17 protein-coding genes and 3 pseudogenes are annotated in these 25,887 nt (G+C 53.8%); 4 read left to right on the top strand and 16 right to left on the bottom strand.

Annotated features, from left to right (window positions below; all coding sequences use genetic code 11):
- Window positions 1–755 (bottom strand): hypothetical protein (locus tag AACW30_RS21695; RefSeq protein WP_200625730.1); only part of this gene is annotated, 755 nt, incomplete at its 3' end.
- Between the two features lie 485 nt (window positions 756–1,240).
- Between AACW30_RS21695 and AACW30_RS21690 the strand changes: the two genes are divergently transcribed.
- Window positions 1,241–1,543, top strand: a complete 303-nt coding sequence (locus AACW30_RS21690; protein WP_200625729.1) for a DUF6124 family protein — start codon at window positions 1,241–1,243, stop codon at window positions 1,541–1,543.
- Window positions 1,544–1,668: 125 nt separating this feature from the next.
- Here AACW30_RS21690 and AACW30_RS21685 read toward each other — a convergent pair whose 3' ends face one another.
- The 8 genes from AACW30_RS21685 to AACW30_RS21650 form a co-directional block, all read right to left on the bottom strand.
- Entirely contained in the window at window positions 1,669–1,956 is a 288-nt protein-coding gene (locus tag AACW30_RS21685) for a hypothetical protein (RefSeq protein WP_200625728.1), read from the bottom strand.
- A gap of 174 nt (window positions 1,957–2,130) precedes the next feature.
- Complete coding sequence (locus AACW30_RS21680) at window positions 2,131–2,571, bottom strand: hypothetical protein (RefSeq protein WP_234452765.1); 441 nt, start codon at window positions 2,569–2,571, stop codon at window positions 2,131–2,133.
- Window positions 2,572–2,769: 198 nt separating this feature from the next.
- The gene (locus AACW30_RS21675; RefSeq protein ID WP_200625727.1) at window positions 2,770–3,189 is read right to left on the bottom strand and encodes a hypothetical protein; all 420 of its coding nucleotides are present in this window, start codon (window positions 3,187–3,189) and stop codon (window positions 2,770–2,772) included.
- Window positions 3,190–3,329: 140 nt separating this feature from the next.
- Window positions 3,330–3,710 carry an SCO4402 family protein gene (locus tag AACW30_RS21670; protein ID WP_200625726.1) on the bottom strand — a complete coding sequence of 127 codons (381 nt, stop codon included), beginning with the start codon at window positions 3,708–3,710 and terminating at the stop codon, window positions 3,330–3,332.
- A gap of 1,174 nt (window positions 3,711–4,884) precedes the next feature.
- Window positions 4,885–5,487 (bottom strand): hypothetical protein, encoded by a 603-nt coding sequence (locus AACW30_RS21665; protein WP_218911098.1) that lies wholly within the window; start codon window positions 5,485–5,487, stop codon window positions 4,885–4,887.
- 418 nt (window positions 5,488–5,905) lie between these two features.
- Entirely contained in the window at window positions 5,906–6,376 is a 471-nt protein-coding gene (locus AACW30_RS21660; RefSeq protein WP_234452764.1) for a hypothetical protein, read from the bottom strand.
- Window positions 6,377–6,939: 563 nt separating this feature from the next.
- The gene (locus tag AACW30_RS21655) at window positions 6,940–7,419 is read right to left on the bottom strand and encodes a toxin C-terminal domain-containing protein (RefSeq protein ID WP_169366361.1); all 480 of its coding nucleotides are present in this window, start codon (window positions 7,417–7,419) and stop codon (window positions 6,940–6,942) included.
- Between the two features lie 69 nt (window positions 7,420–7,488).
- Window positions 7,489–8,109, bottom strand: coding sequence for a hypothetical protein (locus tag AACW30_RS21650; RefSeq protein ID WP_234452763.1), 621 nt, complete (start codon window positions 8,107–8,109; stop codon window positions 7,489–7,491).
- 141 nt (window positions 8,110–8,250) lie between these two features.
- On the opposite strand from AACW30_RS21650, the pseudogene AACW30_RS31630 reads away from it, so the two are divergent.
- Window positions 8,251–8,364 (top strand): annotated as a pseudogene (locus AACW30_RS31630) (DUF6124 family protein); the annotation flags it as partial.
- 116 nt (window positions 8,365–8,480) lie between these two features.
- On the opposite strand, the gene AACW30_RS21645 reads toward AACW30_RS31630, so the two are convergent.
- Together AACW30_RS21645 and AACW30_RS21640 are read right to left on the bottom strand one after the other, a co-directional pair.
- A complete protein-coding gene (locus AACW30_RS21645; protein WP_234452762.1) occupies window positions 8,481–8,867 on the bottom strand; it encodes a DUF5376 domain-containing protein in 387 nt (128 codons plus the stop codon).
- 564 nt (window positions 8,868–9,431) lie between these two features.
- Window positions 9,432–9,860 (bottom strand): contact-dependent growth inhibition system immunity protein, encoded by a 429-nt coding sequence (locus AACW30_RS21640; RefSeq protein WP_200625725.1) that lies wholly within the window; start codon window positions 9,858–9,860, stop codon window positions 9,432–9,434.
- A 281-nt stretch (window positions 9,861–10,141) separates the two neighbouring features.
- Between AACW30_RS21640 and AACW30_RS31625 the strand changes: the two are divergent.
- Window positions 10,142–10,228 (top strand): annotated as a pseudogene (locus tag AACW30_RS31625) (DUF6124 family protein); the annotation flags it as partial.
- A 237-nt stretch (window positions 10,229–10,465) separates the two neighbouring features.
- Here the strand turns inward: AACW30_RS31625 and AACW30_RS21635 are convergent.
- Complete coding sequence (locus tag AACW30_RS21635) at window positions 10,466–10,936, bottom strand: DUF4265 domain-containing protein (protein WP_200625724.1); 471 nt, start codon at window positions 10,934–10,936, stop codon at window positions 10,466–10,468.
- Window positions 10,937–10,953: 17 nt separating this feature from the next.
- Window positions 10,954–11,235: an HNH endonuclease signature motif containing protein gene (locus AACW30_RS31620; RefSeq protein WP_200625723.1), complete on the bottom strand. Its 282-nt coding sequence runs from the start codon at window positions 11,233–11,235 to the stop codon at window positions 10,954–10,956.
- 147 nt (window positions 11,236–11,382) lie between these two features.
- Here AACW30_RS31620 and AACW30_RS21630 point away from each other — a divergent pair.
- Window positions 11,383–11,706, top strand: a pseudogene (locus AACW30_RS21630) (DUF6124 family protein).
- A 44-nt stretch (window positions 11,707–11,750) separates the two neighbouring features.
- On the opposite strand, the gene AACW30_RS21625 reads toward AACW30_RS21630, so the two are convergent.
- The 3 genes from AACW30_RS21625 to AACW30_RS21615 form a co-directional block, all read right to left on the bottom strand.
- Window positions 11,751–11,996, bottom strand: a complete 246-nt coding sequence (locus AACW30_RS21625; RefSeq protein WP_119735460.1) for a hypothetical protein — start codon at window positions 11,994–11,996, stop codon at window positions 11,751–11,753.
- A 212-nt stretch (window positions 11,997–12,208) separates the two neighbouring features.
- Window positions 12,209–12,511, bottom strand: coding sequence for a hypothetical protein (locus AACW30_RS21620; protein ID WP_200625722.1), 303 nt, complete (start codon window positions 12,509–12,511; stop codon window positions 12,209–12,211).
- On the bottom strand, window positions 12,511–25,887 hold a 13,377-nt coding region (locus AACW30_RS21615), incomplete at its 5' end, for a hemagglutinin repeat-containing protein (protein ID WP_200625721.1). The genes AACW30_RS21620 and AACW30_RS21615, both read right to left, overlap by 1 nt.

Genomic DNA, 25,887 nt, shown 5'->3' with positions numbered 1-25,887 from the left:
CCCATCAATTTCCCCGTCTCCACATATTTCGCCCGCCGACACTGCGCCTCCCGCCCCGCCACACACGCCTCCTTGATTTCCAGCCCTGCCACGCCCACGTCCAGTGCCAATCCCACATACGCGCCCTTGCCCAACCATTTCGACGTTTGCGCAATATCCCGCATCCGCTGCGCATACCCGGCGATCTCGCCCTTTTGCAGATAGCTTTTGGTAGAAATCCCCAACACCTTCTTCAGCGCCTGATTGCCCTGCAACCCGGTGCCAAATCGCGCCGCACCTTGCAGCTGGGCGTCCAGCAGCCCGAACAACGCCTTACGCTGGCGAAGAAACGCCTCACGGTCCAAACCAGTGTTTTTCAGGCGCTGATACAGCTGTTCAATCGCCTCCAGGGTCTGCGCCACTTCATCCAGATGCCGGGCCCACGCTGACGTCGCGCTGCCCACGCCCAACGAGCCGTACCCCAAAAAACTCTGTAGCAGGTCATAGTTATTGACTACTTGGGGTCCGGCGCCAGCGTCCAACTCCCGACGAATTGCCTCGGCCCGGCGTACCAGCCAGGCCTCTTCCATCGAACAGGTCACGCTGTAGGGATCGGGAACAATCACCAACTGCCCAGGCATCACCAGCCCAGGCCGCAGGTGCCTGTTCAGCACGTCGAAATGGTCGGAACGCTGCCGACTCGGGGCACTGCCCATCAACCGGAATTTCAAGCCGCTGTAGTCCGTGGTGCGGTCGTTGATATAGCCCTGCGCCATGCCTCACATCCCTGGATGCAATGAAGTTGGCGTCGGAATATAAGCAAGCGGATACGCCCCGCACACAAGCCTGGATAGGCTGAGTGATATTTCAGAAGCTGCCTACGTCGCAGGGGAAAAGCACCTACAAAAAGCCATTCACCACCACCGTTGATGGGCGGGTTAGTGGCATTCAGTCATGGTTTTTGAAGGGCCAGCAGGGCGTGTCTCTTTAAATTGCAGGACGTTTCCTAGACAATTCCTGCCGCCTTGTGCCTCCTCGAATCGATGGCTAGTCTGCGGTCCGTCACTGCTTATCAGTGATCGGGTTTAGTCGCTCGGATTTAGGAGTAGGCGCATCGTCCCATAAATTTTAATGGTGGCTGTGCGCAGGGCGCCCTCGGGCGCGCCGGATGCTCCTGACCGGTCGACTAACCTGCGTACAGCCGCCACCCTACGTTTAGTCGCGAAATGTGTCGGCTCCTTGATCACCCAGGAGCTGCAAAATGAAAAAAGTCGTCCCCGATCCACCCCACAACGCCACTAAAGACCGCGCCGCCTTCAACCGCGCCATCGACCATTACCAGCCTACCCAAGGTATTCAAATCGAAGACCTGAGCTTCGAAGACGCCCTGCTCTACACTTCCAGCTTGCTCGACAGCGCTTCGGCCACAACACTCAATTGCAGTGAGCTACTGCCCAGCCCCGAGCGGGCGAAAATTCTGGCGGTGTGGCATTTGCTGGAAATGGCCAAGACCACCGTAGACCGCTCCATCGAGTGCCTGAACCCCACCAAATCGCCTGCCTGAATTCAGTAAAACTGTGGGAGCAATAGAATAGGGGGTCAGCCCACCATTCACATGTTTCAAAGAGCAATTTTGATTACCTTTACAAAACCGTGGTCTGCCCCCCTATTTCTCTCTTTTCACTTCTATTACCGCCCAAAAGGGTTAAATAAAACATCTTTCATTGAGGACTTCGCCTCATATATCAAACCCAACATCGGGTTAACTAATTTTGAAACCTGCGGATTCAGCCTAGCCGCAGTAAGCAGCTCATCCGCAAGCGAGTCTAATTGCGAACCTGAGAACATATCGTAGTCATCAAAGCTAAGGCTGCTGAGAATTGGAAATTCCTTAGCATCCAAATCGAACAATAAATTTGCCATTTCTATTGGCACCTCAACCTTATCAAGACATCCATCTTTATCGACGGATGCCATTTTCTTGTCCCACAACATTAAGTAATACATAAATAGAATAGGGGTCAGACCACCATTCACATGTTTCAAAGAGCAATTTTGATTACCTTTACAAAACCGTGGTCTGACCCCGTTTTCCTGGTAATTTCTAACCCCGCATATTCTCTTTCAGAATAAAACCACTCTTCAGCATCATCAAACTCCAAAGTAGTAAATGGCAAAAAAATCAGAAACTAAACTGCCCAAACCAATACCAATTGGCAAAACACCTTTATACATAAGCTCTTGTGTTCGCTCTCCAGGAAAACTGAAGCTGTAAGCCTTGAGTGCAAATACCGCTCCATCTCTAATCACTATTGATAGAGCAGGCGTCCCCTTTAGAAGATCATTAACCACAAACTCATCAAATAACGAAAAAGAATAACCGCCATTTCCAAACCTATCCACACCACAACTTCTTAATCGAAGCTCTGGAGAGCACTCAAATTGGTATAACTGGCTAGTCTCATCAATCAAATAGTTGAGTAACACTCGCGCCAGCACCTCTGCACCAACACCCAAAGGTATACCTGCGAGAGACACCGATGGCACGATTGGTGCCACCCAAGATATTGAAAACTGACTAACCTGTTTCATTCTGGCACCCATTTATTGATCGTGGGATTAAATATCACCTCTTGCCCCCGGAAAGAAATAGGGGTCAGACCACCATTCACAAGTTTCGAAGAGCAATCTTGATTACCTTTACAAAACCGTGGTCTGACCCCTATTTCTCCCGAAAAATTAAATTAATCTGCCCCCCTTTTCTTGCCTCCGACTTCGGCGCCTCCCCACTCAGCCGACAGTCAAGTCAATATATACACTTTTAACTGCCGCAAAATCACCATCATCACTAATGTCCGGAATATAGAACCCCATCCCAAGCGCATCGACTTCAACCCCAAAATCATCTGAAGAAAAAACGACGCCCTGGTGAGCCAAATATTTTTTCAACTCAGCATAACTTTCACCTAAAAGTCTTTTTCCACGCCAGAAAAAGTTTACCGGAGAAAACAGCTCCACGCCCTTTACAAGATCAGCATCGTCATAATAAATGTGCACAGCATGATGATCAAAGGCGTCCAGCGTATTTGACGACAAAAACGTTTTCTTGAACGCTCTAAACTCTTCACCTAAGCAAGAGCGAACCTCTGCTCTCGGCATACCACCGCTTAGGGGGCCAATTGAACCCGCCGTCAAATGATCAAAAACCATACATCATCACCTTTTCTTGAAATCATCTGGATTCAATGACAAAAAGGGGACAGATTTATTTATTCGAACATAATCTAAAAATTAAATAAGTCTGTCCCCTTTTCTCTAAAAATAAATCTGCCCCCTTTTCTTGCTTATGCTCAGGACAGCTCCAGTAGTGCATGTTTAGATGACTCAATGACGTAAGCCCATTCAGGCTTCGTCAAATAGTCAGCATCGGAAAGCGCTGTACCATACTTTTCAAATATTACGTCCAAGCTACGCACAACCTCAGAAATAGCGAGCGCTTCACTCTCCCCCCTAAATATCAATCCGACCCACGAGTCGGCATCAGTCGCCAGATCAGTGTAATCATACAAAAAGTGCACAACATAATTAAATTCATCATAAGCTAAAACCGGGTCTGCTCTTGCAACCCAAGCGTTGTATTGATACTCAGCGCTCGACAGCCCCTGCAAGTAAGAGATCAACTCATCTCTCATCGCGGGAAACTTTAATTCGGAGAGTTCCAACTTTTCCACTTTTTATACTCACCTAAGGAAATAGGGCTCAGACCACCATTCACATGCTTCAAAGAGCAATTCTGATTACCTTTACAAAACCGTGGCCTAACCCCTATTTTCTTCATATCCAAACACCTCAGATTTGGGCGCCATCATAGCGCCCGATTGAAGCATCCAAAATCATTAGGCCAGTTCATGCCTGCTCCCACATGAACGCACATTAAACTTTACGTGGGTATTGCTCTCTCACGCACACGCTAGGATTTGAACCGATCAGGTAAGTACAAAACCGTGGCCTGACCCCTATTTCTCTTTTTGCTCCGGATTTTTCGTTCCACTGCCATTCACAGCAGCAGCTAATCTTGAGTCTTGGGTCGCAATATTGCTCAGGTTTTCTTATATCAGTTGATCCTTCAACTTTGGATATAAGGCCGCATTTTCAGCGCTGGAGCTAGCAGCTCCACCTTTGCACCAAAGGCAAACGACCAACACCATCTACTCTTTTAACAGGATACAAAATAGAATAGGGGTCAGACCACCATTCAAATGTTTCGAAGAGCAATTTTGATTACCTTTATAAAACCGTGGTCTGACCCCTATTTCTCTCCAAGATTTAGATTATAGAAATCAAAATCAGGAATGATGGAAAGTTTTTCAATGCCCTCAAAGCTAATTTCAAGTGGCCGCATATTCCCTCCTAGTAATCTGGATGCGCGCAGGCCTGGCACCTTTGACATTTTGATTTAGCTCCACCTCTCACACATGATAGTGGGGCTTAGGATGCATGTCAGGTTGCCCAGAAAAATAGGGGACAGGACACCTTTACCAGTAAACCCAAATCAGGCTCGAGTCGAAGTCACCTACAAGTCACCAGTAAGAAATAGTAAGAAATAGGAGTCAGACCACCACTCACATGTTTCAAAGAGCAATTTTGATTACCCTTACAAAACCGTGGCCTGCCCCCTATTTCCTGACGAATAAGGCGAAAGGTGTGCAGGTTTTACTCAAGTTGATCGCTAGGAAACATATCGGAAACCGGCCGGGACGGATTGAGCTTCGCACCATAAAACGAAGGCCTTAGCCTTACTCGATACTGATACAGACGCGTTCGGCGGAAGAGCCGAGGTTAGGAAAAATGGACACCCGAAAAAAATCAAGTAAGTGACACTCAAATCCATACCCTTTTCCGGTCCTAGTAGAGCATACGAGAAAAGTGATAGCTCACTTGATCATTCCTCAACAACTGATCACTCGCAAAGTCAAAACTATCAGACTTCACCAACACCTGACGTAAAGGCTCCGGAATATCATCAATGCCACCGAATATTGTAGGGACCAAATACCTGAAATAGTCACCCATTACAGTCTGCCCTTCATAGCCAACAGGATAGTCCACACCGACATCATCGCCCTCTACGCCATGATAGACATAAAAGCCTTTATTGACTGATAGATTAGCCTCTGCAAAGGACTTTGATTCCAACAGGTCAGACTCCAGGTACTCAACCAAACGTTCCTTCGAGAATTTTTTCTGATATCGCCAGGCAGAATAAAGGTCAACCTTAAGTTCACCGCATTTATCGGGAAAACAACTTAAGAACTCAGAAGACTCGCCCCAAACAAACTCAGATAGCCTATCAAGTTGAGCATCTACATTTTCGAGCCTTAACAAAATTTGCGGCAGTTCTCCGTAACAATTATTCACCATCACAGCGATCCTTCCATTTTTATCTATGGCAAACCACGTAAATATTGTTCCAAATCCAGGTCGCCAACTTTCATTTAAAACAATCATTATAGATCTCCTCGAGGCCAACTTACACTGCAATTTTCACAAGGTGAAATTATCGCCCCTTCAGGAATACGATCCTTCCCCCAGACCTCTCGAGTGCGAACTGCCTCAGTAAACCTTATGCTAGCGGGATCCACCCCTTGCCTAACAAGCGAGTCTGCGGCAGATACCTCCGCGCAAGCGCCAGCCTTATTTTTACAAAAATCAGTGAACTCGCCGATCTTCACACCTAGCTTATCCTCAAGATATCTTACGGTGGTTGGATGTAACATTTCTGCCACTACGGCACCATTGCTAGCACCAATCGCTGTCTTCCCAGCGAAGAAATAGGGGTCAGACCACCATTCACATGCTTCAAAGAGCAATACTGATTACCTTTACAGAACTGTGATCTGCCCCCGTTTCGCGCTTAACTCTCGTTTCACAAGTGTTGCTTGCAGCTGACAACTGAAAATTCCCGGGCAAGCACTTCAAACCCTGTGCCTCCATAGTCTTTCAAACTATATTTAACTCCTTCAAGCTGATCAGCTGAGACGTCATCCACTTCAACTTCGCTCAAGTACAAACTCCCACACACATCAGGAACTGCTAAACGACGAACCCCTGTAAACCCTAAAACAACTTCAAACGCCGACTGCTCAGACTCATAAAGCATCTCCAGGGTAACCTTGTAAGTATCAACTGCGCGCCCCATATTTTCTCGCTGCAAGCTGAGCCCCAGCACAAGATTTAGATTATAGAAATCAAAATCTGGAATAATGGAAAGTTTCTCAATGCCCCCAAAGCTAATTTCAAGTGGCCGCATATTCCCTCCTAGTAATCTGGATCCAATATCTGAAACAAACAGACTCAACGACTCTTTGGAAATATTACCCTGATAAATTTTCATCATTTCGACCCCAAGCTGTCAAGAATCGACTGAGGAACATTCCCCTCAAAAACTTTTGTATCACTTCCCTTCTTAGGGAAATATTTTCCATTCTGAGCTTGATTCCATTCGACCACCTTAACCCGAGAGCTAGACACATCATATAGTGCACACCCCTCAGGACCGTAGACAACAACATGCCCATTTCCAAGCTTCGCATAAGAATCGGGAGTTTGCCCTTGCAACGGATACTGAACACCGAAAAAGGGGACCGATTTATTTATTCGAACACAATCGAAAAATCAAATAAATCTGTCCCCTTTTCTCCATGTCCCCTTTTCTCCAGCTTCATGTTATTGCTGGCCGCCCCACAACATTAAAATTTGACTATTCCTCAGACTCGCAATTTAATAAAACACACACACCATCCTCTTTTCCGACGAGACTTATTGGTTTCTTAGTCGCCCCCCCCGTCAACGGAAATTTCAACCATTAGATTTTGATTTTCAAAGGTTCTCAACTCCTTAATTAGTTGAGAAATAGTTTTTCCGCGCGTAATCCAATCTGGGACTTTAGATTCATTCATATCAATCACCTATGCGCTCCATATTCACATCAAACGTTCCGGATCTTGTTTCTCTAGAGCCAAGATCCTTAACCGACTTAGCTGCTTTCCAAGCACCGCCGTTATGGCCGTCTAGGTCTCTAGTAATATATCGATTACCTCGCTTAAAAACAGCCTGCCCACCGTGCACTGTTTCATTAATTTTTTTGTACCCTAAAGCTTCCGCAGCCTGCTTACTCGTCTTATAGACAGGTTCCGCAAGGGGTCGAGGCCCCTTTGACTCTGATTCCTTCCCGCCCTTGCCTTTGCGTGCAGGCATCACCCCAAACAAAACACTGGCAAGCAGCTCGCCACCGCCGATCAGATATTTTTCATCTTGAAACGTGGGATTTAATTCATAGCCTTCTATAACTTCGGCGACCTGTTTCCCTACGAAGGCGCTTGCCTTGTCCATATTTTCTGATATTACTTGCCCCGCCGCTGTCCCCTCAACAGCTTTCATGACAATAAATTGGGGGATCCCTCAGGGTCTGACCCCGTTTTTCTGCGATAAGAAAAATCGGCCCCCCCCTCAGGGTCTGACGCCATTTATCGGCGATCCCTCAATGCCTGCCCCATTTTCTTCAGTCGCTGCCAATATCACACATAGTGCAGTAATAATTTGTTCCGGCTGATCATCTAAAGGAACGCCCCAACCGGTAATTTCTAACCCCGCATATTCTCTTTCAGAATAAAACCACTCTTCAGCGTCATCAAACTCCAAAGTAGTAAATGGCAAAAAATCAGAAACTAAACTGCCCAAACCAATACCAATTGGCAAAACACCTTTATACATAAGCTCTTGTGTTCGCTCTCCAGGAAAACTGAAGCTGTAAGCATTGAGTGCAAATACCGCTCCATCTCTAATCACTATTGATAGAGCAGGCGTCCCCTTTAGAAGATCATTAACCACAAACTCATCAAATAACGAAAAAGAATAACCGCCATTTCCAAACTCATCCACACCACAACTTCTTAATCGAAGCTCTGGAGAGCACTCAAATTGGTATAACTTGCTAGTCTCATCAATCAAATAGTTGAGTAACACTCGCGCCAGCACCTCTGCACCAACACCCAAAGGTATACCTGCGAGAGACACCGATGGCACGATTGGTGTTACCCAAGATATTGAAAACTGACTAACCTGTTTCATTCTGGCACCCATTTATTAATCGTGGGATTAAATATCACCTCTTGCCCCCGGAAAGAAATGGGGGTCAGACCACCATTCACATGTTTCGAAGAGCAATCTTGATTACCTTTACAAAACCGTGGTCTGACCCCTATTTCTCCGCTGCCCAGCCCCGAGCGGGCGAAGATTCTGGCGGTGTGGCATTTGCTGGAAATGGCCAAGATCACCGTAGACCGCTCCATCGAGTGCCTGAACCCCACAAAGTCGCCTGCCTGAATAGTAGAATAGGGGTCAGACCACCATTCACATGTTTCAAAGAGCAATTTTGATTACCTTTACAAAACCGTGGTCTGACCCCGTTTTCCTGTCAACTCCAACTGCCAAATGGCAGTTTAGATTTCAACCTCCTGAATTATTCCCACCGCTGGTTTCAGTTTAATAAAGTCCAACCACGCTAATAGTGCTATTTCAAATGAGTCGATAGCAATTAGCTCGAAGTAACTTTCATCATGGAGCGAATAGATTTTTACATGTTCTTTAGTCAATTCAGCCCCCCAGGCATCGCGACTCCAGTCTACAAAATCAACCTTATCCCCCTTAACTAATCTTGTTCTATCCAGTCCCTCATCCAACCACGGCACAGTGTCTAAAAATAATTGCCCGCCATCATCAGTTAAGAGGCACGCTAACGGGCTAACGCCATCTCTGTTGACCATGTTTGAATTACAAACCGGCGACAGAGTTCCTGCTGACTCTTCCCATGAAAAATGCAATTTCATTTTATGCACCTAAAGCTTTGGATAGACGGTAGTTTTCGGACTCATATATCCCTCGACTTGAAGAAATAGGGGTCAGACCACCATTCACATGTTTCGAAGAGCAATTTTGATTACCTTTACAAAACCGTGGCCTGCCCCCTATTTCTCTCAGTCAAAATAGTTGTTCGCGAGGATTCTGCCCGGGTCAGTGATATCTCGGCAACTGGGTCAATTCGGCGCCGGCGCCAATAGGACAGATTTATTTAACCGAAAAAAATACCTCTAAGAAAATCAAATAAATCCGGAAGAAGGGGACGGATTTATTTAATTCTCCGAGCTCTTTGTTACTTAAATAAAACTGTCCCCTTTTCCCTGTTGGGTAACGCGACTTGACGTATCCTTTTGTCAGTTCGTCGCAGAGCTGTTGGTTTGTTATCCACAGCGGCCAGTGAGCTTTGCGAGTGGAGTTTGGCGCTACTCGGGAAATGTTTCTTACAATGCTCCGGTATAGGCGCTACAGCCTAGCTAAAAATAAATCTGTCCTCTTTTTGCTGTAAATAAATCCGTCCCCTTTTCCCTCTTGTGTCATTTACCATTAAGCGCTGCCAGCAGTTTCCTCTCTAGCGCCTGAGCATATTCGACATATTCGACAGTGCGAGGCTCCGCAGCAATAAGCTCTTTATCTCGCCGCAGAATTTTCAACATTTTTTGCGTCAGCAGTAAATTTTTCGCCCAGACTGCCTCCGATAATTCTGAGGTTCCTTTTAGCAACTCGGCGTCATCCAGAAATCCTACCAGCACTTCCTTATCCAACTCGCTAACCACGACAGGCAATAATTCCGACGTATACATATCTTGCCTGACCGATCTGCAAAGGTCGCCGATCTCGAGCTCAGTTATCGGAGTGTCCAGAATCGACCTGTGCCATGACTCCAGCGCAGACTCATCAGAATCAGGCTCAACTTCCCACTTAAACCCATTACTCTCATCTATTTGACGAAATGTCTTTTTCATATACCCGCACCATTTAGAGAGTCAGAAATACGTTTTAAAGTATCCAAAGCTGCCTGTCGGGCCGCTTGCGCCTCTGGGTTACTTAAATTCTTAAGCGTTTCTGCATGGTTGGTAAGCGCTCTTATCCGCTCCTGCATTTCGTTCAAATGATCACAGTAACCACTGCCATTCTTCCGGGGAACAAAGAAATAGGGCTCAGACCACCATTCACATGTTTCAAAGAGCAATTTTGATTACCTTTACAAAACCGTGGTCTGACCCCTATTTCTCCTTTTTCCAATCTGGCGGTGTGGCATTTGCTGGAGATGGCCAAGACTACGGTGGACCGCTCCATCGAGTGCCTGAAACCCACTGCCCCGCCTGCCTGAACACAATAAAAACTGTGGGAGCGGGCTTGCTCGCTCCCACATTTGATCGGTTCTGTCAGTTGGATATCTGCGCTTGCCGGTGCATCCTAGAGAAAGGGGACCAAGAGAAACGGGACAGATTAATTTAATGGACGTGTCAGAAGAAATGGACACCCGAAGGAGGTTAAGTAAGTGCCGTTCAAATCTGTCCCCTTTTTGCTCTCTTTTAGCGCTATCTGCTTCTTTCGCGCCTAAATATCAGCGCCGCCCAGTTTCATACTTAAGCAAACCTTGTTCCTCACGCGCGTGCAAATAATCGGCCATGCGTTGCGCTTCGATCCCATCAGAAAGGCTAAGTGCGAGCAAATTCTCTGAAGACCATTCCATTAATGGGTTCATGGTCTCAATTTCTAGCATCAATACTTCGCGTATAGTTTTATCGTTGGCACCAAACCATACCCTGAAGGTGATTTGCCCTCCATGCTGAATAACTCGCTGGACTACAAAGTCAACATTCGTTTCTACTTCGTCGCCTAGAGCAATGTCTTGAGCAAAGAAAGGAATACAGCACAGAACAAATCTGTGAGCGGCTGTTTTCTGCCCCCATAACTGTTCCCATTCGTTACTTCCATCCTTGGATCCAAGATGAGCGACAAATATGAAATTGGCACGATCACGCCAAACAGGCGCTTTATGAACAGCTTCGTATTCTCCGGTCTGATACTTCATATATATCCTCTACTCATTTACCAGTGGGAAGGAGGCCATTCACCACGATACCCTGGCGGGGGATTGACAGGAAAGTCTCGTGCGCCTTTTGACGCGTTGCAGTGTGGGCACGCCATCTGAGCATTTTCCAGTGTAGCGTCTCCCCCTCTAGCCTTTGGAATCGCATGATCAACTTGAGTTCCAGTTCCTTCTTTACGACAGTACACGAAAGAAATAGGGGTCAGACCACCATTCACATGTTTCGAAGAGCAATCTTGATTACCTTTACAAAACCGTGGTCTGACCCCTATTTCTCCCATGGTCCTCCATGAAGTTTTATGGTGCCTGTGCGTAGGGCACCTTCGGGTGCGCCGGTTTTCCATGTGACCGGTCGACTAACCTGCGTACAGCCGCCACCCAACGTTTAGTCGCGACGGGTGTCAGCTCCAACCATGTGGAGTTACACCATGAAAAAAGTCGTCCCCGATCCACCCCGCAACACCATTAAAGACCGCGCCGCCTTCAACCGCGCCATCGATCATTACCTGCCCACACAAGGTGTTCAAATCGAAGACCTCAGCTTCGAAGACGCCCTGCTCTACACCTAAAGCTTGCTCGACAGCGCTTCGGCCACAACACTCAATTGCAGTGAGCTGCTGCCTAGCCCCGAGCGGGCGAAGATTCTGGCTGTGTGGCATTTGCTGGAAATGGCCAAGACCACCGTGGACCGCTCTATTGAGTGCCTGAACACGGCAAAAACTGTGGGGGCTGGCTTGCCTGCTCCCACATGAGTCCACGTTAAACTTTACTTGGGTATTGCCCTCTCGCGCACACGCTAGGATTTGAACCGATCAGGCAAATATTCCTGCCTCTCCATCTCTCTCACGACATCCGTCACCCCGGAAAGAAAGTAAGACAGCTCTTGCTTAGATTCACACACGGTCATCTCGGCAATCTGAGAATCGGTGTAGTGCTCCATCACAATTCTCATGCAGTCGGCAAACACCATCAGTTCGCCCTCCGACACCCTCACATCAAACAGCGTGACGCTGGCAATGCACTCTTTGCTCAAGATATCCATAAACACCACTTAGATGCATAGAAAAAAGGGGTAAATTTATTTAGTCGAACGCAACCAAAAAATCAAATAAATCTGTCCCCTTTTCTACCGCAACACCTGGATAATGACAGCACGGGCTTTCACCGCCTGAATAACCGAGCAAAGCCAAATAGATAACCTCGCCCTTTCTCGTCCGCTTTCACGGATATTTTTGATATAAGGCTTTTTATCAATCAAACGTTGAACTTGGTTTTAACTTCTCCACCACGCGTATAAGTCATCACAAATGAATTCCAAGTTTCACCACGTCGGGTGGCGCACTCCCTCAATTCCTTCACCAAACGATAGAGGATTGCGCCATTGTAATCCGTTTCTGCATCCGTCACCCGAACCCCTTCCTTCTCGACAGTAAGAACAGTTTCCATATACCCCATGCTTACTACTACCTCATAACAGAAAGAGTCGTAGCCCTCCACGATGCCAGCATCTAGCAACTCAAAAATCTGCTTCACTAACTGTAGGTCTTGAGTAATCACTATATAACCTCCGGAATCTTATGGGCCTCATTTTCAAAGAAAACTTTTTCGGTCTTCCCATTTATCGTATAGGTCACTTCCATGTTATCAGGACGTGGCGACCGCGGATCCTCACGATAAAACTTTATCGTCGTCGGCCCTACCGTCTTACTAGGATCATTCAACGCCGCCCTGATTTTATTCTCATAAAAAACCTTGTACGCCGAATTATTGAAATTCTGGTCCTGCGGGAACAGATTATAACCATCACACGTTCCACCTTGGCTACACGCTTTGGCATGCCCACCCACATCAGTATCCCGCCCTTCCTTGCCTGCCGCCGTCTGCCTCGAATCTCGAGGAACCTTGGTATTGCTTGGCGTGAACGTCAGCTCTTCCACGAACCCTTTGCTGTTGGTGGTGAACGAATCGCCGTTATCAACCTGGTAGCGTGTATTAGGGCTTCGGGCACTAGGGTTGTTGAGTATTTCGTACTCAGGTGAGCCTTTGACGGAATTGCTGGTGTTCACCTTTACAACAGGCAGGTCCGGATGGCTCGAACCGGTAGAGTGACCGCCGCCGACCGGTTTGGGCCCCTCACCCGAAACAGGCGTCGGCTTGCCAGGGCCAGGCTCCATCCATCCCTTCCCTGACGGCTCTCCAAACTTCGAATCAATGGTCATCGGCTCGCTGACCTTTGTAGTCTCGCGGCCCCCAATGACTCCACTGATCTTGCCAGCCACCGCAACAGTGGCTTTTGCCGTCGTCCCCAAAGCGATGTTCAGGAGTGTGGAGGCACCCTGGACATAGATATCGCCCTTCTGGTCACTCGCTCCATTTTCGTGCAGCTTTTTGAATGTATTATCGCTCTTCTCCAAGCTGTCTTTGCTCTTACCACTCAGCTCACTCGCGATGGATTTTGCCAGCGCGTCTTTTGCCGCCTCGATTTTGTCGCCAAACAGTTTGTTGATCAGGACATTCCCTGCCAGGCCTACTGCCATTTTCGCAGGCCCCATCACGGCCTGGACTCCCATGGCCAAAAGTTGAGCCTGTTCGACTGGCAATTGATCCATAAAGTGTTGCAGCTGTTCCGTCTGCGCGAGCAATTTGCCACCCGGCGAATTCGGGGTCAGACCTTTGAGCCCTGTGGCCCAGTTGTTGCTGCCCTGATCACGATAGTGGCTGTACACAGGGTCTTGCTGACTCCCGTCACCTGAGGTGCAGCCACCCGAAGCGTTGCAGGCTTCTTGTTTGTCAGAGAACTCTGCGACTCGCTTTGCAAAGTTGAGGATTGCGGCCACGTCCTCAGGCTTTAGTTTTTCGATGTCACGAGCGTCCCTACCATTGCGCACCAGGTTCTTGGCAATGCTCAACGCAATGTCATCACCCAACTGGGCTCTTGCCTCGGCGGGCACTTCGTCAAGAGAAACACGCTGAGCCTGGATATTGGTCCAGGCCTGTGCGGTGGCCTGAATCGGCCCGTTGATTAAAGAAAGAGCCGACTCGTATGCTTTTTCAGTGCTGCCCGCATAGTTCTCTATTCCGGTTTTCCAAGCCTGTACCGTACCGGACGGATCGGCCACGGCCTCTAGAGAAGATTTGGTGACATACAGATCGGTTCGAGACTCCTTGTCCTTGGTAATTTCATACGCCTTGCCCACGTCCCGATTCAGTCCCGACGTGGAGTCATTGCCGGTCGTCGCATCCCGACGCACAACAATCTCACCGGCCCCTACGGTCGCCCGTACGGCCTGCTCGCGCTCTTTGTCATACTTCCAGCCGTTGACACTCCAACCGCTCTCTCCTTCCGTGCCTTTACCGACCTGACTGCCGTCCTGGGTCGTGCCGCCTTTACCTGCGGTGTAGCTGCCGCCGACATTCAGGTAAAAACCGCGCTCCTTGTCTTCTCCAGAGATATCGCTGAAACCTAGCGTGCCGGTATCCAACTTGAGGTTGCCGTTGTCGGCCGCAATCAGTGCTCCATCGAGTTGGGTGTGGTCTTGAGTCCGGATGTCGACCTTGTTTTTGCCGGTAATGCTGGTTTGCTGTTCAACCCAGTTGGTTTTTCCAGTTGTCTGACCGTAGCCGACCGAGCCGCTGATCCCGGCACCCGGGCCAATGGTCGCGGTGATGCTGATGTCGAACTCTTTGCCCTTGACCTTACCGGTATCGGCAACGGACGAAACGTTGAGATCTCCGCCCACACGGCCAACCACCTCGTCGCCGCGCAACGTGGCGCCATTGATATTGGTGTCATTGCCGCTGTTGAAGCCCAATTGATTGCCGGCATAAAGGTAAGCGTCTTGCTGGCGCTCACCCTCGCGCTCAAGGTTGCCCTTGCCCATGCTGACGCTGACATAGACGCCGACACCTTCAGAACCGAACACCAGTCCGGCTTCACCGCCACCATTGTGTCGATTGCTGTCGCTGCTCCTCTTGTTTTGTGCCGAGGTGATGTTGAGGTCGTTGCCTGCCTTGAGTTCGATGTCCCGGTCGGCCTTGACCTGAGTTCCCACCAGGCTCAAATCGTGGGCGGCGTCCAGATGGACGTCCCGTCCTGCCGCAACCTTAGTGGTGCTGGATGTACCATGTTCCCCGTCTTCGGTGGCCACACCGTAACTGCCACCGATACCGATTTTGAAGCCACCGCTAGTTCCACCATGAATCCCCCCCCAACTCTGGCTCTGGGTGCTTTCCTGGCTGACGCTCCCCTTGGCTACATCAAGAACAATGTCGTGACCTTTTACATTGATGTCACGCCCCGCTTGCAGTTGCCCGCCCTTGACCACCACATCATTGTTGGCAGCAATGTTCAGATCATTACCCGCATTGAGCGTCGAAGACCGGTTGGTCTGTTCGATGGTCTCCAGACCGCTGCTCTGCTTGCTATTGCCGAACTTGACATCGGCCGTCGGCCCCGACACGAACTGGCTAACGGCATCGACGCCCTTGAGCGCGCTTGAGCCTTTACTGACGCCGTCTTCGCCTTTTCCCGCACCGCTTACGGCGTCTTTGGTTCGGCCGTAGTTGTGGTTGAGGGTGACACCCAAACCATTGCGCTCGGTTTGGCGCTGCAGCTCGGTCAACTGAGTTTCCTGTGCAGCATCGATGCGAATATCTCGACCTGCCGTCAGGCTTATGTCTTTGTCGGCGCTCAAGTCTGAACCGACTTGATTGATATCACGTACTGCCTTGACCGTCAGGTCCTGCCCGGCATTAATCTGGCTGGCGGCAGCGGTCTGTTGTTCCAAGCGGTTCTTTTCCCTGCTGCTGTCGGCACCGGCAAAGAAGCTGACACCGTTGGCATCACTGGATACGCCAATGCCAACTTGTTTGGCCTTCGACCAGCCCTGTTCCGCTTTGGCGTTCTGTGCCGCGACTACATTGACATCCCGTCCGGCATCCAGGCTGACGTTGCGCCCGGCACTGATACCGCTACCCACCAAATTGATATCGCGTTCAGCCTTCAAACTTGCATCGCGGTCGGCGGACACTTGGCTACCAACGCTTGTGCTGCTTTGCGCTTGTCTGCCCGACTCCTTGGCCGAGGAAATGGAGATGAACCCACCAGAAGAAGAGAGGCCAACCTTTTTCTTATACTGTTCACTTCGGGTGTAAGCCGTGTCATTCGCAGAAACCAGGTTAATGTCGCCGGTGCTGTTCACCAGCCCGGCGCGCAGTTCAGTGTCGTTCTCAGCACTGATCTCACTCGCCCGCAACCGCACGTCATTACCCGCAGCCACCACCACGTCATTGCCGGCCTCCAACTCGCTGCCGACCTGGCTGGCGGTGGTTTTCAGCTGGCTCTTGCCGCTTTTCGAAAGCCCGAGGAACCCGGACTTGGTCTTCTTGCTGTAGGAACCGTGCTCCTCGACACCCGACAGCACGGCGATATCGCCCGTGGCGCCCAGCAGCATGTCGCCGCCGGCTTTCAATTGGCTGCCGATCACGGTGACGTCGCGCCCGCCTTCGATGTTCATGCCGCCATCGGCTTTTTTGCTGGCATTGATGGTCAGGTCTTTGCCGGCTTCGACGACGGAGGCGACGTTGGTGCTGTCGTAGCTTTCACGTTGTTCGCTTTTGCTGCGACCGAACGAGCCTTTGCTCTTTTTCGAGTAAAACGAAGCGTCTTCGTCGAGTGCCGAGAGGATGCTCACATCGCGCTGTGCCTCCAGGGCGACGTTGCCGCCACCGGCAATTCGGCTGGCGGTCAGTTCCAGGTCCTTGCCAGCATTTAACGACACGTCGCCGCCGGCGGTCAGCACGCTGGAGACTTGGCTGATGTGGTCTTTGGACTGTGTGACTTTCTTGGACTTGCTGGAGGAATGCTGCTCATCGGCAGCCGAGGAAACGCTGAGGTTTTCAGTGGCCGTAATGCTCAGGTCGCGCTTGGCGTCGATGCGGCTGGCGATGGCGCTGAAATCGCGGCCTGCCGAGACTGTCAGGTCACGGCCGGCTTCTACGCTGGCACCGTTTTGTGTCACGGTTTCGGTGCGCAGGCGGCTGCCCATGTTGAAGCCATCGCGCTGCTCAACCGCATCAATATGCACATCGCGCCCGGCGGTGATGAGGGTGTCGCGCCCGCTTTGCAACACACCACCGGTGTTGGCCACGTCGCGCCCGGCATTCAGGGTCAGGTCATTGGCAGCCTCGATGCGTGACACGCTGTCGAGGTAGTCGCGACGCGTCGCGGTACCGCTACCGGTGCTGGTCACAGCGCGTTCGTTGATCACATCACCCTTGAGGGCCGTGAGCGTGACGTCGCGCCCGGCAATGATGCCGCCGGATTTATTGACGATGTTGTTGCCGGCCAGCAGGTCCAGACGATTACCGGCTTCGATCACGCCACTGTTGGTCAGGTCGTTGCCGGCTTTGGCTGAAAGGTTGTTGGTAGCGCGCAGGGTGCCGGCGTTCTCCAGGTTCTCCCCGGCGATCAGGTTCAGGTCGTTACCGGCGATCAGGGCACCGTTCGGCGCAAGACGGTTATCGGCCTGGGCCATGTAAAGCACCGGCACCAACACTTTCTCACCGTTCACTGAATGCTCTTCGAGCCAGACGATGTCGTGCGTCAGGGCGGCAACCTGCTGCGAGGTCAACGACACGCCCACGGCCAGGTTCAGCTGTTGCTTGCTGCTGATGGCGTTATCCATCAAGTACTTGAACAGTTTTTCGTCGGTGTTCTGGCCGTCGATAAAACGCTGCCCCGTACGCGCTTGCACGGCTTGCTGGATCAAGTGTTGCTCATAAAGCCCGTCGCCCAGGCGTTTGGCACTTTCATCCGGGTTGTAACCCAGGCCCGCCAGCAGGTAGTCGGAGCTCATGAACTGTTTCAGGTCGGTGAGCACCGGGTTGGTTTCGACCAGGTATTTATGCGGTTGGGACACCGGCCCGGTGGGCGTAAAGCCTTGCACACGGCTGACGGTCTGGCTGGCGACCGAGGTGGTTTGCGCGCCTGCGTCGAGTGGTTTAGCGACCACCGTGGCTACTTGTGTTGGGCGATTGCCTTGGCTTTGTGTATTGGGCGTGCCGGCTACCGGCTGGATGCCTGGCATCACCGGGGTGACACCGGGAATGTTCACTGTGGGGCGCGCGAGGTCGCCGGGTGTAGTGACCTGTATGCGCGTATCGCGCTCAGTCAGCGCCAGGTTTGGCTGGTCACCAGGCCCGCTGACCTTGACCGTAGGCAGGGTCGAACCTGCGGACGGATTTTGGTTGTTGATGCCATCCCCACGAGCGATCTCACCGGTGGTGATCTGGCCAGGCGTCCAGACGCCGCCGTTGTCCACATCGGTGACCGCAGAGACGTCAAACGCCGTGGCGCTGGCGGTGACGCCACTGACCTGGCGTGCTGTCGAGCCCAATTGGCGAGTCGCGGCGCTCTGTTGATCGACTTGGGTCAAATCGAAGGTACGCGTCGTCGGTGCTGGTTGCGCGTCATTGCGTTGCGCCAGGCCGAGGCTGGCGCCGCCCATGGTCCAGCTTTGCGGGCCCGTGTTGGCCTGTACCGCCTGGGTGCCGTCGACCGCTTGGGTACTGAGGTGGAACAGGCCGTGGGTACCGGTCGGCAGGCTGAACTCACGCAGTGTCAGCGGGTTGACTTGCTGTTTGGCAAGGTCAGGCGGCAGTTGCGCAGCGAGTTGCACCACCACCGTTGCCGGGCCGGTGCTGATAGCGGTGTCTTCGTGGCGCGCGGCGCGTTCGGTCAAGGCTGTGAATGGTGTCTCACTGCTGTTGATCAAGGTCTTGGTGGCGGTGATGTTCACCGCACCACCGGCCTGGATGATCGCCGGCGCCAGTGACGCCCCGGCGGTCGATACCAGGGTGTCGGAAACCAGTGGGAACGCCGACAACGCACCGACCGGCAAGCTTTTAGGGCCGCCCTGCGCGTTGTACGGGTCTACGACGCTGCGTTTGAAACGCCAGTAAGTACCGTTGGACGCGGTCAACCTCCAGGTACGGGTGCGCGTGCCGGAGCCGGACGTCGCACCTTTGTTGCTGAGTGTGTCCGCCGTGATATTCATGTCCGTGCCGGCAGCCAGGGTGCTGTATTCGTTGAGCACGTTGTTTGCGGCGATGTCCATTCGCCCGTTCGACTGGATAGTCGAGGCAGCCGAGGTGTTCAGCAGCTCACTTTGATAATTCTCGGTGCCGACGAAGTCGACGACAAAACTGCCACCACTGCAGTCCCAGCAAATGGTGCCGAGCGAGCCGCCACTGCCCGGGATTTCTTTGGTCTGGAACACATCCCGACGGTTAGTCAGGTTGGCCACCTCCAGCGACATATCCCCGCTGGACTGGATGCTGCCGGAGACGTTCTCCAGGCGGGCGGCTTTGCTCACGCCGTCACGGCCGGCAACGTCCAGGCGCCCAAGGCTATAGATGTCGCCGTATTGATTGGTGATCGAGTCGCTGTACATCGCCATGTCGTTGCCGCTGAACAGCAAGCCATGATCGTTGAGCAGGGTCGCGCTGGTCAGCGTTACCTTTTGCGCTGCGCCCAGGGTCCCGTAGTTGTTCAGGCCACCTGCCGCGAGGTTGAGATTGGCCGCAGAGGTCAGGCGCCCACGGTTATTGAGCTGGCCATCAACGTTGATCACCGCATCGCCGCCGCTGGTTATCTTCGCGCTGTTACTCAGGTCCAACTGGCCCGCGTGCAGGTTGAGGGTGCCTTGGCTGGTGACTTTGCCATTGCCCGAGTAGGCGCCCGCCAAATCGAGCTTCAAGCTGCCGTCACTGGCAATCAACCCGTTATTGACCCAGCTGCCGCCCTTGCCTTCCAAGTGCGTGGAGGCCAATAGCTGCCCGGTTTCGGTCTGGGTAAAGTTATTGACATTGACGTTCAAACGCCCTGCCTGGATGACGCTGGTGTTGGTCCAGGTATCCGCGTTCAAGGTCAGGCCGCCACGGGTGACAATGGTGCCGCCGGCACCGGTGACATTGGGCAGGGAAATATCGAAATTGCCCTCACCCATGTGCAGCAATTGCCCGCCGCTGTTCTGGAAGCTGGCAGCGGCCAGGATCAGGTCCTGGTTGGCGGTTTCTACGGCGCCGTTGCGGTTATCGAACAGGCTGCCGATCTGGAATTGCGTGGCGCCCGTGCGGCCCAGCGCGCGTAGCTTGCCGCCCTGGTTGTCGATGGCATTGGCCGCCACCGTCAGGGCGTTGGTGCTTTCGATCAGGCCATTCTGGTTAGTCAGTTGGCCCGTGAGGCCCAGTGCTATCTGGTCCCCGGCGATCTGCCCGTTGCTGTTGTCGAGGTTTTCACCCTGGACCCGCATCAGACCCTTGGCATACAGCGCGCCTTGCTGGTTATTCAGGGTGGCGAGGGTCAGCAGCGCGTCACCCGACTGCGCCGCAATGTGGCCGCCCTGGTTGTCGAGCTGGCCAGCAGTGAGCAGAAGACGCTCACCCTGGATCAAACCGCCCTTGCGGCTGCTGCTCTGGTCATAACCATTACGCATCACACCGACCACGCCAGCGTCGATATCACCCTTGAGGGCAGCCAGCACACCACCACGGTTGTCGAAATTACCGGCTTTGAGCTGCACGTCACCGGTCTGGCTGATGAGGTGGCCGGCTTGGTTATCGAGTTCGCCATTGACCTCGACACGCAACCCGTTTTGCCCCTGCAGCTTGCCTTGCGCGTTGCTCAGGCCGAAGGCTTTGATCTGCAGGTCGCCCTCTTGGCTGTAAATCAAACCATCGGCGTTGTTTTGCATCAAAGCGCTGGCATCAATCGCCAGTGGGCCTTTGGCGGCGACCGTGCCGCCTTGGCTGTTGTTCAGGCCGCCCATGGCCAGTGACAGGCGCCCTTGGCTGGCGAGTTGGCCGCCACGGTTATCCACCTCGACAGCCTGCTTGAGCACCAGCGCCCCGGTGCCGGCGATCTTGCCGTTGACGTTGCCCAGGTTACCTTGCAGGTCGAGCACCAGGTGGTCGTTGCCCATCAGCGAGCCGCCGGTGTTGATCAGGTTGCCACCCAAGACGTTCAGGTTGCGCATTGCCGTGATACTGCCGGCGCTGTTGTCGAGGTTGGCCGCGCTCAGGTCCAGTGTTGAGCCGCTGTCGATCAAGCCGCCTTGGGCGTTGCTCAGCAAACCGATCACATTCAGGGTCTGCTGCGCGCCGCTGGAAATAATGCCTTTGTCACTGTTGTCCAGGCTGGCCGCGCTGACACCCAAGCGTCCCTGGCTGACCAGTACGCCTGCGCCGCTGTTGAGCAAGCCACCACTGAGGCGCAGGTCGAGGTCGCCGTTGCGGCTGGAGAGCGTGCCGCCAGTGCGGTTGTCCAGGCTGGCGCCGGCAATATTCAGCCCCTGCCAACCCGATATCAGGCCAGCGCGATTGACCACAGCGTCGGCATTCAGGCTCAGTACTTGTTGGCTGATGAGTGTGCCGGCGCTGTTGTCAAGGCTACGCCCGCTCAGGCTCAGGGCACTTTGGCTGGAGATCTCGCCGCCCTGGTTTTGCGCGTCGCGCAGACGCTTCAAGGTCAAAGGTCCCTTGGCGAGGATCAGGCCTTGACGGTTGTCCAGGTCACCATTGGCCAGGTCCACGGTCAGGCGCTGATCACTGATCAGCCTGCCGCTGCGCAGTGCCAATGCGCTGAGGTTGAGGTCGATATCACCCTTGGCCGACACCTCGCCACCGTCACTGGCGTCCAGCGCCTGGGCATTCAGCACAAGGCTGCCCTGGCTGTTGATCAGGCCTTTGGCGCTGTTGTCCAGGGCCTGGGCATTGAGCGTCAAGGCGCGGGTGCCGAGCAAGCTGCCGCCCTGGTTATTGAGGTCGCCGCTGTTCACCGTCAGTGTTTGTGCGGCGTTGATCAGGCCTTGTTGCCGGTTATTCAGCAGACCGGTGCTGGTCAATTCGAGGTCGCCACGGCTGGTGAGCGTGCCGCCGCTGTTATCAACAGAGGCTGCATTGGCACTCAGGCTCGCACCTGCAACCAACCCCTTGACGTTGGTGAGTACCTGGTCGATACGCAAGGCCAGGCCTTGGTTACTGAGCAGCCGGCCATGGCTGTTGTCCAGGTTGCGCGCCAGCAGGTCGAACGCCTGGCCGCTGGAGATTTCACCGCCTTGGTTGTTCACGCTATTGAGACGATTGAGCACCAGCGGCCCGTTCGCGTTGATCAGGCCTTGCTGGTTGTTCAACTGCCCGTTGTTCAGGTCCAGTGTCAGGCGTGTATTGCTGAACAGCTTGCCGCCCTGCTGGTCAAGGCCATCGACGCTGGCCGTCAGGGCCTGGGCACTGCCGATGCTGCCAGCGGCGTTGTTCAACAGGCCAGCCTTCAGGTTCAAGGTGTCGCCGCTGTTGAGGCGAGCGTTGGTATTGTCCAGCGCACCGGTAGTTACCGAGACCGCCCCTTTGCCACTGACCACACCTTTCTGGTTGTCCAGGCTGGCGCTGCGCAGCTGCAACGTACTGTCGGTCACCAACTGGCCGTCTTGGTTATCCACCGCGCCTGCCAGGTCCAGCTCCAACGCTTGAGCGCTGGAAATACGGCCTTGGCGGTTGATCAGGTTGGCGGCGTTGACATTCAGGCGCCCTTCACTGCTGAGCACGCCCTGGCTGTTATTGAGCTCGCCGTTGAGTTCCAGTTGCAAAAGTTGCTGGGCAAGCAACTTGCCGTTGCTGTTGTCCAGGTCCTGCGCCGTGAGCATCAGCCGCTGGGCATTGAGCTGGCCGTCGTTGCCGTTGAGCAGTTTCGCCACGGTCAGGCTCAAGGCTTGCCCGGCCAGCACACGACCGCTGTCGCTGTTATCCAGGGTTTGTCCGGTGAAGCCCAGGTCGCCATTCGTGGACAGCTCGCCGCCACGGTTATTGACATTGCCGACCTGCAGTTTCAGCGCTTTTTCGGCGCCTGCCAGGCCTTTGCGGTTGTCCAGGGACGTGCCCTGCAACGCCAGCTCGGTGGTGCTGATAAGTTGACCGCCACGGTTATCGACTTGGTCGATCGTGGCCGTTACCGCGGCCTTGCCCGTCACATCACCGGCACGGTTGTCGAGCCGCGCGGAAGACAGCAGCAACGCGCCGTCGGCGATCAGCGTACCGCGCTGGTTGTTGATCGCCTGGTCGGCGGCGATGTCCATTGCCCCGTGGCTGCTGAGCAGGCCATCGCTGTTGTCCAGACTGGCGGCACGCGCGTTGATCGAGGCTGCGCTGATGGTCCCGTGGGCGTTGCCTAACGCCTCTTTCACCTGCAGCGTGAGGCCCTGATTGCTGATCAGCTTGCCGGTGGCGTTATTCAAGTTGCGAGCCGCCAGGGTGAACGCTTGTTGGCTGGAGATCTCGCCGAGCTGGCTGTTGTTTACATCCGCCAGGTTTTTGAGCATCAACAGCGGGCTATTGATCAGGCCGGCGACGTTGGTCAACTGGCCGTGATTGAGGTCAAGGTCGAGCCCGGTTTTGCTGAACAGTTCGCCACCCTGCTGGTCCAGCCCGGTCACTGTGGCCGTGAGGTTGTTTTCACTGGCGATACGCCCGCTGTTGTTCAGTTGGGCGGCCGAGACGTCCAGGCGGTCGGCACTGGTGATACGGCCACTATTGTTCAAGGCGCCGGTGGTCAGCGTCAGCGCGCCGCGACTGTTGAGCAAGCCTTTGGGGCCGTTATCGAGGCTGACACTGGTGAGGTTGAGGCTGGCATCGGTTTCCAGAATGCCGCCTTGGTTGGCGACAGCACCGCCGACCTCCAGCGTCAGCGCAGCGGCCGAAGACACTGCGCCGCCTGCGTTGTTGAGGTTGGCGCTGGTCAGTTGCAGCGTGCCTTCGCTGCTGATCTGGCCCTGCTGGTTGTCCAACTGCCCGTTCAGTTCGGTGCCGGGAATGGCTGCCAGCGCAATGTTCAGGGATTGCTGGCCGGAGAAGGTGCCATGGCTGTTGTCCAGGCGCGCGCCGTTGAAGTGGTTATCGCGGGCAAACACCAGCCCTTGGGCCTGGTTAATCACCTGGGCCACGGCCAGTTCCAGCGCCGTACCGGCGACGAGTTTGCCGCCGCTGTTATCCAGGCGCTGGCCCTTGAAGTCGATGCTGCTCTGGCTGGAAATTTCGCCGGCGCGGTTATCAACGGCGTCGACCTTCAGATTCAGCGCTTTTGTAGCACCTACCAAGCCGCCGTCGCGATTGTCCAGCGAGGTACCGCTCAAGTTCAGCTCACCCAGGGCAACCAACTCACCGCCTTGTTGAGCCAGCACGCCAACAGTGGCCTGCAGGTCGTTCTGGCTGGCGATACGGCCCGCCGCGTTTTGCACGTTAGCGGCGGTCAGCCGCAGCGGCCCCACGGCACTGATCAGGCCGTTCTGGTTACGCAACTGTTGCCCGGCGGACACCAAGGCCGCCTTGCTGCTGAGCAAACCTTTCTGGTTGTCCAACTCAGCCACATTGAGTTGCAGGTCTTTTTGCGCGAGGACCACGCCGCTGCGGTTGTCGACATTAGCGCTGTGCAACGTCAGCAGGTCCTGGCCGATCAGCCGCCCTTCGCGGTTGTCCAGCTGGCCGGTGTGCAGTTCCATGGTGCCCTTGGCCAACACCTGGCCCTTGGCTTGGTTGTCCAGTAACCCGTCAACGGTTGCGTTCAGTTGACCATTGCTGACCAGTTGCCCGCCCTGGCGGTTATCCAGGCTGGCGGCGTGCACGTCCAACAACGTGCCGGCACCCACTGTGCCGCCCTGGTTGTTCACTGCGCCCTTGACCTTGAGGCCCAGGCTCACATCACCAAGCACTTGCCCCTTGGTGTTGCTCAAGCTGGCTGCACCCAGCTGGGTGTGCCCTGCGCTGATAATCTCGCCCTGGTCGTTCAGCAGATCTTGCTGGACGGCCACGCGCGTGTCCAAGGTGCTGCTGACGCTGCCTTCGCGGTTATCCAGGCGCAAGGCTTCAAGCCCAACTCCAGCCGCTGAAATCAAGCCTTTGACGTTGAGCAGGGCGTGTTCGACTTTAAGGGTCAATGCCTGGTCGCTGAGCAGGTTGCCGCCGCTGTTATCCAAGGTGTCGGCGGTCAGGGTGAAGGCGTGTGTGCTCGAGACCTCACCGTTGCGGTTGTCGACGTCTTTGAGGTTCTTGAGCAGCAACATCCCCGGTGCATTGATAAAGCCATCGGCGTTGTTCAACAGCCCATGCTGCATGTCCAGCGTCAGTTCACTGTTGCTGTAAAGCTCGCCGCCACCGCGTTGGTCGAGGCTGGTCACACTGGCGGCGAGCGCCTGGCCACTGGCGATACGGCCTTCGAAACGGTTGTCGACGCTGGTCGCTTTGAGGTTGAGGCGATCGGCGCTGGTGACACGGCCTTGGTGCTGGTTGAGCAGTACACCCGTTGTGAGTTGCAATGCGCCGTCAGCGATGATGTGCCCTTGGCTGTTGTCGACACTGGCGCCGTTCACGGTCGCGGTGCCGGCACTGAGCACTTCACCGTTCTGGTTAGTGATTTCACCCTGGGTGCTTAGTAACAGCGCCCCGCCGCTGCTGATACGCCCGCCGTTGTTGCCCAGGATGGCAGTGCGCAGTTGCACCCCCGCATCGCTGCGGATCACACCTTGGTTGTTGTCGGCGTGCTCGGCCAGGTTCACGTCAAGGTTGCGCTTGGCGTAGAGGTTACCTTGAGCACTGTTGTCCAGGTTGCCGGCCTTGAGGCTGACGTCCTGTTGCCCTGAAATCAGGCCCTTAAGCTGGTTGTTCAGCCTGTCGAGCGTCAGTTGGAGTGCGCCGTTAGCCAGCACACGACCGCCGTTACCGTTGTCCAGGTCATGCCCTGCCAACGTCAACTCGGTCACGCTGGACACTTCACCGCCACGGTTGTCGACCTTATCGACGGTCACGTTCATGGCCTTGCCCGAATTGAGCAACCCGCCCTGGCGGTTATCCAACGCGTCGCCCTGGACCTGCAGTTGGCCAACCGA

The sequence above is a fragment of the Pseudomonas sp. MF6747 genome (assembly GCF_963890955.1).
GTDB lineage: Bacteria > Pseudomonadota > Gammaproteobacteria > Pseudomonadales > Pseudomonadaceae > Aquipseudomonas.
This window is presented reverse-complemented; position numbering and strand designations above follow the sequence as displayed.

Coding starts and splice junctions, on each gene's coding strand:
- AACW30_RS21690 (WP_200625729.1), top strand. CDS start 1,241: ATGAAAAAAGTCGTCCCCGATCCACCCCACAACGCCACTAAAGACCGC.
- AACW30_RS21685 (WP_200625728.1), bottom strand. CDS start 1,956: ATGGCATCCGTCGATAAAGATGGATGTCTTGATAAGGTTGAGGTGCCA.
- AACW30_RS21680 (WP_234452765.1), bottom strand. CDS start 2,571: ATGAAACAGGTTAGTCAGTTTTCAATATCTTGGGTGGCACCAATCGTG.
- AACW30_RS21675 (WP_200625727.1), bottom strand. CDS start 3,189: ATGGTTTTTGATCATTTGACGGCGGGTTCAATTGGCCCCCTAAGCGGT.
- AACW30_RS21665 (WP_218911098.1), bottom strand. CDS start 5,487: ATGATTGTTTTAAATGAAAGTTGGCGACCTGGATTTGGAACAATATTT.
- AACW30_RS21660 (WP_234452764.1), bottom strand. CDS start 6,376: ATGATGAAAATTTATCAGGGTAATATTTCCAAAGAGTCGTTGAGTCTG.
- AACW30_RS21655 (WP_169366361.1), bottom strand. CDS start 7,419: ATGAAAGCTGTTGAGGGGACAGCGGCGGGGCAAGTAATATCAGAAAAT.
- AACW30_RS21650 (WP_234452763.1), bottom strand. CDS start 8,109: ATGAAACAGGTTAGTCAGTTTTCAATATCTTGGGTAACACCAATCGTG.
- AACW30_RS21645 (WP_234452762.1), bottom strand. CDS start 8,867: ATGAAATTGCATTTTTCATGGGAAGAGTCAGCAGGAACTCTGTCGCCG.
- AACW30_RS21640 (WP_200625725.1), bottom strand. CDS start 9,860: ATGAAAAAGACATTTCGTCAAATAGATGAGAGTAATGGGTTTAAGTGG.
- AACW30_RS21635 (WP_200625724.1), bottom strand. CDS start 10,936: ATGAAGTATCAGACCGGAGAATACGAAGCTGTTCATAAAGCGCCTGTT.
- AACW30_RS31620 (WP_200625723.1), bottom strand. CDS start 11,235: ATGGGAGAAATAGGGGTCAGACCACGGTTTTGTAAAGGTAATCAAGAT.
- AACW30_RS21625 (WP_119735460.1), bottom strand. CDS start 11,996: ATGGATATCTTGAGCAAAGAGTGCATTGCCAGCGTCACGCTGTTTGAT.